The organism is Paenibacillus sp. J22P15 (genome assembly GCF_056269345.1).
In genome coordinates this window covers 107,841-117,927 of the sequence record NZ_JBWDNT010000018.1, presented here as the reverse complement: position 1 = coordinate 117,927, position 10,087 = coordinate 107,841, and the positions used below count along the sequence as shown (strand labels likewise).

At 39.8% G+C, this 10,087-nt stretch carries 7 protein-coding genes; 5 read left to right on the top strand and 2 right to left on the bottom strand.

What is annotated here, in order from left to right; translation table 11 throughout:
- Positions 1-356, bottom strand: a 356-nt coding sequence (locus tag AC0YN6_RS24970) for a transposase (RefSeq protein ID WP_475750236.1), incomplete at its 3' end; no start/stop codon positions are given.
- A gap of 808 nt (positions 357-1,164) precedes the next feature.
- Between AC0YN6_RS24970 and AC0YN6_RS24965 the strand changes: the two genes are divergently transcribed.
- Positions 1,165-2,685 carry a response regulator gene (locus tag AC0YN6_RS24965; RefSeq protein WP_475750235.1) on the top strand — a complete coding sequence of 507 codons (1,521 nt, stop codon included), beginning with the start codon at positions 1,165-1,167 and terminating at the stop codon, positions 2,683-2,685.
- Here AC0YN6_RS24965 and AC0YN6_RS24960 read toward each other — a convergent pair.
- Positions 2,609-4,408 (bottom strand): cache domain-containing sensor histidine kinase, encoded by a 1,800-nt coding sequence (locus AC0YN6_RS24960; RefSeq protein ID WP_475750233.1) that lies wholly within the window; start codon positions 4,406-4,408, stop codon positions 2,609-2,611. The genes AC0YN6_RS24965 and AC0YN6_RS24960 overlap by 77 nt on opposite strands.
- Before the next feature lie 195 nt (positions 4,409-4,603).
- Here AC0YN6_RS24960 and AC0YN6_RS24955 point away from each other — a divergent pair, with 195 nt between their 5' ends.
- The 4 genes from AC0YN6_RS24955 to AC0YN6_RS24940 all read left to right on the top strand — a co-directional run bounded on the left by AC0YN6_RS24955 (position 4,604) and on the right by AC0YN6_RS24940 (position 9,875).
- Positions 4,604-5,890 carry an ABC transporter substrate-binding protein gene (locus AC0YN6_RS24955; RefSeq protein ID WP_475750231.1) on the top strand — a complete coding sequence of 429 codons (1,287 nt, stop codon included), beginning with the start codon at positions 4,604-4,606 and terminating at the stop codon, positions 5,888-5,890.
- A gap of 104 nt (positions 5,891-5,994) precedes the next feature.
- Positions 5,995-6,864, top strand: a complete 870-nt coding sequence (locus AC0YN6_RS24950; RefSeq protein WP_475750248.1) for a carbohydrate ABC transporter permease — start codon at positions 5,995-5,997, stop codon at positions 6,862-6,864.
- Position 6,865: 1 nt separating this feature from the next.
- Positions 6,866-7,672 carry a carbohydrate ABC transporter permease gene (locus AC0YN6_RS24945; protein ID WP_475750229.1) on the top strand — a complete coding sequence of 269 codons (807 nt, stop codon included), beginning with the start codon at positions 6,866-6,868 and terminating at the stop codon, positions 7,670-7,672.
- Positions 7,673-7,682: 10 nt separating this feature from the next.
- Positions 7,683-9,875, top strand: coding sequence for an alpha-galactosidase (locus AC0YN6_RS24940; RefSeq protein WP_475750227.1), 2,193 nt, complete (start codon positions 7,683-7,685; stop codon positions 9,873-9,875).
- Positions 9,876-10,087 lie beyond the last annotated feature (212 nt).

Sequence of the window (10,087 nt, the reverse complement as noted above, 5' to 3'; positions counted from 1 at the left end):
TCCATGGAGGAACGCCCCTTTGTCTTTGGTTGTAGGGCGTCTATTCCATGTAATTCTAAGCTTCTTTGCCAGCTTAAAATGGTACTATGACTCGCAATATTAAATACCGCATCCGTTTCTCTAACAGACGTCCCATGTTCGTTCATGTGATTAAGTACGTCTAGTTTATCCTGCGCGGAATATGATGTATAGCCCTTTTTAAAAGCATCTTCACCATGATACTCAAATTGTCTAATCCAATTTAACAAGACAGAATAATGAAGTCCTATAGATTTCGCAATTGCATTCAAGCTTTCTGTTCCACTTTGGTAACGTATAACTGCATGTAATTTTTCATCTGTATTAAACTTAGTCATAAAAAAAATGCACCTCCAATGTTAGATGGTGTCTAACAATTGGGGTGCAGTTCACATGAGGTTGTGGATTTTCGCTTTATCTATCACATGCAGTTTCAAATAACCTCTACATGTTCTATGTAGATACTCACTCCCAATAGAAGGACTGGATACGAATCTTATTCTTGCTACATAATATATAGTTCAACAATTGGCTCTCCATCGGCCAATAGCAACGCAAAAAGTTATTCACTTGGTTCATTGTCTCTCACCTCGTCCTCGTTATCCTAACTATACTTTCATTTGAGAGGTACGACAACTATTCTGACACAGGGGGAATCTTCAGCTCCTTAGAGTTATAAACTCAACTTTAGCAGAGCGAAAATCGGCTTCACTGCATGTAAAACTGACAAGAAACGTTATCTTGTTGGTGGACGCCAAGCTGCGAATGTTGAGTTACATAAATACTGCGGGCTTGCGATGTAGCTTTAGTGATAATTAGTCGTTCGAATAAATGGTAGAGACTAAACTGTGGGATATTAATGAAGGAATCATTGTTTTTGTACGTACATAATCCAGTTTTTTCTTAGCAGTTTGGATAGGGATAATGTTATAGTGAAGGATACGATAGAAAATATGAGCGTGAACGTGTAACAGTGTTCTGAAGTGAATGATATCAGACGACCTGGACGGTTCAAACGAAGGAAATTATACTCATCGCAGACCCGAATTGATTACGGGTGAAGTAGAGGCGACCAAGGAGTATGTCGATAGCATTACATTTCCAATATGGGATATCTAGACAGCAATTGCAAAGGAGGTAGTAGTAATGAGAGTCGTCATTGCTGATGATGAGAGGCTAGTTAGATTGGCTCTTCGCAGTATTATCGAGGAATTATCATCGCTCAACATTCAAATTGTAGGTGAGGCGAAGAACGGGAAAGAATTAGTGCAATTGGTAGACGAGCATCATCCAGAGCTCGTTTTTGTTGACATTCGCATGCCTATAATGGATGGGATACAAGCGATGGATCAAGGAAGCCAACTATCGCCTGATACACAATGGATTGTTTTGACGGGATTTTCAGATTTCGAATATGTACGGAGGGCGTTACAACTTCGAGCGGTAGACTATTTATTGAAGCCGATTGGACCAGATGAGCTGGAAGCTAGTATATCCGTAGTAGCTAAGGAGCTTGAAGCAAGGGTAAGTCAGTTAAAGAACCAATTTGAGGGAGCAGTCAATTCCTTACTGAATCGAACAAGGGCAGTGGAAGAAATCGGTTTGAGATATTCATTACAGCATTTTAGATTGTCTGTTACTTTGTTCAGTATAGATAGTCATAGTTCGGAAGAAGAGAAGAGCAATCTGAGCTTTCAATGGATTCAAAGGTTAAAGGAGGTCTATGCAAGAATAGTACCGTTCCCTAGATTAGAACATGCAATCACCTTCATTACACTTCCTAATGGAACTGCTACCCAAATTTTTGGCTGGAATCAAGCTGCGGACAAACAAGTTCAAAGCTTCTTGCCGCAATTGAAAGATATATTGAATGAGCAAATGAAAGAGTTTCGTAAAAATAGTTATGAGATATCCGGATTGCAATCTGAGCACCCGATTGGATTTGCGGAGTTAGAACAAAAACTGTTCAGGCTTCAGCAACTACTGCCATTGCGTCGGGTATTGTCCTCAGGTAGATTATGGATGGAGCGGGATGTCAGCGTAATGATGGACAAGCCTCATTTCAGAGACATTAGTGAGCGCATCGATAAACTATGTAAGTCTGCCTATATGCAGGACTTTTTTCAATATACAAACGAACTAAAGCAGCTAGAGCCAATGATAAAGTCTTTGGCCAAACAAGATTCTACTGTACTAGAGCATCTCCGTAAATCTTTGGATGTTTCTTTGGGGTGTAGACTAGACGTTACACAGTCTGTCGATCAATGGATGAAGGCGCTGCAAAGTGTTCAGGAAAATCGATTAGCTGAACAATCACAAGTTGAATTGTTACAGGGTGATCGAATTCAAAGGGTGCTCAATTATATTAATATGAATTACATGAACGATATCGGGATTGGGCAAATTGCTAGTGATATGAATGTCACTCCGAACTATTTAAGCTCTTTATTCCATAAGCGGACAGGGAAAATTTTCACGAAGTTTCTTACCGACATTCGGATGGTCAAGGCGAAGGAATTGTTGCTGACCAACCCTGGACTTAAAGTACAGGAAGTAGCCGGGCAGGTCGGCTACTACGGTACACGTCATTTTACAAAGCTGTTTCAGGAGTATTATGACTGCTATCCATCGGAACTACATCAGAAGTCGACAGCAAAGAAATTGTAATCGTGGACACTGTGCCTGAGCCAACGGTACTCTGAATATCGAACTGTGCCTGATCTTTGCCATAGGCAAGAAGGAGACGCTCTCGCACATTTTGTAATCCTACACCGCCGGAGCCTGCGGAGGAGCTTGTATTGGCTGAGAATCCAATGCCGTTATCAGTAATACATATTTTAACGTAAGGAATGTCTTGGTCATAGAACGTTGTTGCGCAAATTGATATGACACAAATATGATCAGCGGGTTCACACCCGTGAATAATAGCATTTTCGATTAATGGTTGAAGTATCAACTTCGGTAGTCGGAAAGCACCCAGACCAGGTTCACAGTATTGATTTATTGTTAAACGATCATCGAAACGCAATTGCTGTAGCTGACCATATCGTTCGAGAAACAAAAATTCATTTTCTATGCTAGACCAATCATTGAACTCCAATGAATATCGAAGCATACCGCTTAAGGAGAGTATAGCTTTCTCTAATATAGCTCGTTCGCCTGCACGATTCAGTCCAATCCATCCACTTAGAATATTGTAGAGAAAATGAGGCTGAATTTGTGATTGTAGTGCACGATACTCGGCATTTCGTTTCGCTAGATCAGCACGATATTCACGGTTAATCATTTCATTTAGTTGCTCAATCATATGATTCAAAGCTTCGCCGAGCTGAGCTATTTCATCTCGGCTATTTGTATTGAATCTTGCTTCCAAATTTCCGCGTGTTACTTTTCGCATGACCAGAATCATTTGCTTAAAGGGATTGACGATATTGCGTGATAGATAGAAGAACAATATGAAGGTGAGTATCAATCCAGCAGCAAGAAATAGAAAGGCAACACTGTACAACCAACGAACTTTGGAGGCTGTCTCTTCAGCAGACAGAAGCACTGTTATTTTCCAGTCTGCTTGCGGAATACTCTCACTAACGTTGGCATAGTCGTTACCTTCGACATCAATAAGTTTTTCTGAATGAGCAATTTCAACTAATGCTTTTGTTGAAATTGGCTGACTAGAGTACAGTAATTGATTATTGTTATCTTGAATGACGACGATCGAGCTTACGTCGAAGGCGATATCACTGACGATTTGATTTAATATATTCGTATCTGCATCGGCCATAATGACAGCTAGAGGCTCTTGGGAATCAGGGTCTTTAATAAGCCGAGCGACGGAGAACACCTTCCTCTGTTCTGAATGCTTTAGATAATCTCGCTGGTGTGCACTAATGAATGAGATGTGACCATCTGCAGCAACTGCTTGTTGATACCAAGCCTGTTCCTGATAAGGGAAATCGGGTATCGGACCAGCCAGATCTTTTGTATCAGTGAAATATACCGTTCCATCCGTTGAAATAAGCAGAGTTCCCAGTATATCTTTTCTTGTGTTTTGCAGCATGAGGAGAAGGGTTTCATTAAGTGCACGATCTGTAAGTAACTTCGTGTAATCGCTCGCATTATCATATTGGTTGGTAGCTTTTATCTTTAATGCATTCATAACCTCTAAGTTCCAAAAGGGCATAATTGTAATTCTTTCTAAATCATCTAAGTAGGTTTCGATATTACGAGCCATTGCTTTTATAGTTCCTTCTGTTAGAACTTGCTTCTCATTAGTTATCATTGTTTGGTAGTAATAAGGAATGACGATTCCTATCAATAAAACCGGCACCGTTATGGTTGCAATAAAAAGGATGGTTAATTTAAACCGTAATGTATAGCGATGTCTTTGCAAGTGGAGAACCACCTTTACTTGGTATGGGAATGTTAGTTTATATAGTTATGTTATCATAACGTAGTTTTTCTAATTCGAATAGAGTGTGTAGATATCGTCGGATAGAGTGTAGTTTTAGGGCATATGTAAGCGCATTTATGAATGGTATATTAAGTCTACAAACAAAAATTAACTTTTCAACAGGGGGAACAGCAGATGAAGAAAAAATTTATAACTTTACTATGTCTGGTGCTAGCGCTAGGTACAGTAATTACGGCATGTGGTTCAAAAGGTGTAGGTGATACAGCATCTAATGGAGCAGCAGGTTCGTCAGATAAAAAAATTACATTAACAGTATCGACAAATGTAGTCGGTGAGCAAGCAACTGTTTTACAAGATATCGCAAAGGGATTTGAAGAAGAAAACCCTAACATCAAAGTAGATTTTAGCGCACCAGGTAAAGATTATGAGAACACAATGAAAGTGAAAATGGCTTCTAAAGATATGCCGGATGTTTTCGCAACACATGGTTGGGCAAAAAATCGCTATGGTGAATATTTAGCAGATCTATCAGGAGAAGCTTGGGCGGCAGAGTTGGACCCAACAATTAAGCCAAGTGTAACAGATGAAACAGGTAAGCTTTATGTACTTCCAATGGATCAAGACAAATCAGGTCCAGTCTATAATATTGATCTGTTGAATGAATACGGCTTAGAAGTACCTACGACGTATGAAGAGTTTTTAGCAGCAGCAGAAGTAATTAAGCAGAAGAGTGATGGTAGTGTAGTAGCGATTCATATCGGTGGAGCTGATTCATGGCCGATCGGACAATGGTTCGACTTTATGGCAACACCACTATTGATCAGTGCAGAACAAAATTCCGGACAAGATTTGCTAGACGGTACATTTGATTGGACGAAATTCGATGAGCTACCACAAATGTTCAAAGATTTTTATGACAATGGTTATTTCAACAAAGACATTTTAACATCTAAATATAACGACTCTGCGAAAGCATTTGCAGAAGGTAAAGCAGTATTCGCCTTCTACGGTCCTTATTTCATTGAAGAAGCAAAAAATATTAACCCAGAATTGAATGCAGGTCTTATGCCAATTCCTTCAATCCAAGCTGGAGATGAGCCTACTTTTGCTGGTGGTGAGAAAACAACTTGGGGTGTATGGAAAGATTCTAAAAACATCGAGGCAGCTAAGAAATTCGTTGCTTACTATTCAAAAGCAGAGCATGTTTCTGCTGTAGCAAAATCTAATCAATTGCCTCCAGGTCTTAGCGGAGTGGAAATTGATGCTGGTGAATTAACAGCTTTCTATGAGAAATACAAAGAAACTGCAGTTCTTCCATTCTTCGACCGTGTGTACTTGCCAAACGGAATGTGGGATGTCCTTTGTAAAAATGGACAAGAAATTCTTGCAGGTACGATTACAGCAAGAGAGTATTCTGAGAACATGAAGAAAGAATTCGAACGTCTTAGCGCAACTAAATAATATGAAGTGATAACTTTGAAGGCACCCAGGAGCGCTGGAATAAGGCTCCTGGGTATTTTTTTTGAAGTGTGAGTGAGAAAGGAATGATCTAAGTGAAGAAGAAAATGTGGGGTTCCTCGTCAATTTTGAACATCATGTATATACCAGCATTACTTTTTTTCGCTGTATTTATTTTTTACCCAATGATTGAGGGGGTTCGTATTTCATTTACGAACTGGGATGGATATTCACAGCAGTACAGCTATGTAGGGTTTGAGAAATATAAATATATGCTGTCAGATAAGAATACATGGACAACGATGCTCAACACTTTTATTTATGGATTTGGTAGTACTGTTCTACAAAATATTTTAGGGCTTGCTTACGCTTTATTTTTGGATCAACAATTACGCGCTAAAGGTTTAGTAAGAACAATTGTATATTTGCCAGTTATTATTAGTTCATTAATTATGGGTTATATTTGGTACTTTTTCTTTCAATTTGACGGTGGTGCTGTCAATGATATTTTGGCGCTATTCGGCGCACAACCAGTTGACTGGCTTGCTAACGGTCCACGGGCAGTATGGATTATTACGTTTGTAAATACGTTCCAATTTATGGGTGTAGCAATGACGATTTTTGTTGCTGGTCTACAATCTATTCCAAAGGATTACTATGAGGCGGCTTCTATCGATGGCGCACACTGGTGGTCACAATTCAAAAACATCACACTTCCGCTATTAATGCCTGCAATAACGATTAACGTCGTTTTGAATATCATTGGTGGTTTGAAGCTGTTCGATGTAATCGTAGCGATGACTAACGGCGGACCTGGGTATGCTTCTTCTTCCTTGTCCACGATGATGTATAATTTATACTTTGCAAGACAGGATGCAGGCTATGCAGCAGCACTAGGAAATGTCATGTTCTTAATTATTGCGGTTGTCAGCATTACTTCACTAATTCTATTGAAGCGTAAAGAGGTGAAGGGCTAGTATGAAAACATTAAAATATAGCATTTTAACTTTAATAGGAATTGTTCACTTAATTCCATTCTATATCTTGCTCGGTATGGCTTTGAAACCGATGGAGAATACAAGTTCGAAATGGGCATTCCCAATTGATATGACGATAGATAACTTTGTAAATGCATGGAATCAAGCTCATCTGAGCCAAGCACTAATTAATAATGTCATTATTACAGCTTGTTCGGTTGTATTGATTGTATTAATCGGAGCATTTGCTTCCTATCCATTATCTCGTTTTCCAACGAAGTGGAACCAGTTTATTTATTTACTATGTATCTCTTGTATGATTGTTCCGGCGTTAACTATTCTAGTGCCTCTATACTCGATGATCGTGGAAATGGGTGGAATTAATACGTACTGGGCAGCTATTTTGACACAAGTGACATTCCAGCTACCATTAACTATTTTCCTATTTACAGGATTTATTAACTCGGTTCCAAGAGAATTAGATGAAGCGGGATCCATTGATGGTTGTAACAAATTTATGATCTTCTTCCGCGTGATTCTACCGCTATTGAAGCCAATTACAGCAACCGTTATTATTCTTACAGGTCTTAATGTATGGAATGACTATCAGTTCTCCATTTTCTTATTACAAAAGGTGTCTGTACAGACGATTCCAGTAGCTTTATCTCAATTTATCTCACAGTTCCAGAATCAAATTAGCTGGGTTGCTGCGGGATGCGTAATCGGGATGCTACCTGTAACGATTCTGTATCTATTCTTACAAAAATACTTCATTCGTGGTCTAGCGGATGGTGCTGTGAAAGGTTAGGCGAAATGATATGGCAATAATATATGATGAAAACAAACGTATTTTCCATTTGAAATCTAAAATGACCAGCTATATATTTCAAGCTGATCATCGTGGTTATTTGATCCACTTGTATTGGGGAAAAAGCATATCTGATGAAGATTTGACTCAGTATCTACCAATTGTAGAACGACCGTTTTCTCCGATGACGGATCTAACAGAGCCTTACTTCTCGCTAGATGTTGTGGCGCAAGAATATCCTGGCTACGGTACCTCGGATTATCGTCAGCCAGCATATGAGATGTCCTTCCAGGATGGCTCAACTGCGGTAGAGCTAGTATATCAATCTCATCGCATCGTTGCTGGTAAACCAAGGTTAGAAGGGCTTCCTGCTACGTACGTGGAGTCGGATGAGGAAGCTAGCACACTAGAGATTATGCTTTGTGATCCAGTATCTCAGATGGAAGTATGCTTGAGTTATACTGTGTATGAAAGCTTTGCTGCAATAACAAGATCTGTTCGCTATAGCAATGGTGGGGATCAAAACGTTCAGCTGGGTCGTGCATTAAGTGCGAGTGTTGATTTCCATTATCAATCTTTGGAATGGATTCAGCTATCAGGAGCATGGGCGAAGGAACGTCATATGCATCGTAACGCTCTAATTCCTGGTGTTCAATCTGTCGAAAGCCGTCGTGGTTCAAGCAGTCACCAGCATAATCCATTTATCGCTTTAGTTGAGCCGAGCACAACAGAGGATCGTGGCGATGCTTATGGTTTTAGTCTAGTTTACAGTGGTAATTTTCTAGCTTCTGTAGAGGTAGATCAGCATCAGACGACTCGAGTAAGTATGGGGATCAATCCTTTTGATTTCAATTGGTTATTAGAGCCAGGCGAGTCTTTCCAAACTCCGGAAGTTGTCATGGTCTACTCTAATGAAGGACTCGGCGGTATGTCTCGTCAGTATCATAGACTTTATCGTACACGCTTAAGTCGTGGGCAATATCGTGATCAAGTTCGTCCAATTCTTGTGAATAATTGGGAAGCGACTTATTTTGACTTTAACGAAGAGAAGATTGTCAATCTTGCTGATGAAGCTCAAGATATGGGCATCGAGCTATTCGTATTGGATGATGGTTGGTTTGGCAAGCGCGACAATGATCGTACCTCGCTTGGCGACTGGTTTGAGAACCGTCGTAAATTGCCAAATGGTCTTGCAGGGCTAGGTCAAAAGCTTAATGATCGATCGTTGAAATTTGGAATTTGGCTAGAGCCAGAAATGGTCTCTGTTGAAAGTGAATTATATAAAGCTCATCCTGATTGGTGTTTGCATATACCCAGCCGTCGTCGGACGGAAGGGAGATTCCAGCTTATACTAGACTTATCGCGTCAAGACGTATGTGATGCATTAATTGAAAGATTAAGTGGCGTATTATCTTCTGCACCAATTAGCTATGTGAAGTGGGATATGAATCGGAATATGACGGAGATCGGATCAGCTAGTCTACCAGCTGAGCGTCAACGCGAGACAGCACATCGTTATATGTTAGGTCTATATCACGTTCTAGAGACGATTACGAATCGTTTTCCACATATTTTATTTGAAAGCTGCTCTGGTGGCGGTGGAAGGTTCGATCCAGGGATGCTACACTACATGCCACAGACATGGACAAGTGATAACTCAGATGCGATTGAACGTTTGAAAATTCAATATGGTACTAGCTTAGTTTATCCTGTGAGCGCGATGGGAGCGCATGTCACTGCTGTTCCGAACCATCAGGTACATCGAATTACGCCACTAAGTACACGCGGAGATGTAGCGTTATCAGGAAACTTCGGCTATGAGCTAGATTTAACCAAGATGACGGATGAAGAAAAATTGCTCGTGAAACAGCAAATTAACCAATGCAAAGCTGTACGGAACTTAACATTTAACGGTGATTTCTATCGATTAAGTAGTCCGTTTACAAGTAATGAGACGGCATGGATGTTTGTATCCGAAGAGCAGGACGAAGCGCTAGTTGTCTGGATTAAAGTATTAGCAGCGCCAGCAGAACCGTTACGTCGTTTGAAGCTTAGAGGATTAGATCAGACAAGCATATATGTAGAACAGACGACAGGTATGGCATTACATGGAGATACATTGATGCACGCAGGTGTACAAATTCCAATTACGCTAGGTGATTTCCAAAGCGTGAGCTGGCATTTCAAGCGTGAGATGAAATAATAGAATGATATAAAAAATAGCTATTTTTACATTGATTTATTATGTAAAAGTAGCTATTTTTTAATAATTTACAATGTAGCTTGAAAATAGTTGAAATGAACACCTTGATAGTAGAATTGATACATACAAAATTAATAATCTGCATGATAGAATTTGTGAAAGCGCTATCTATATGTGAGCATAAGTAGATAAGCACGATTTGTAAGTACAAA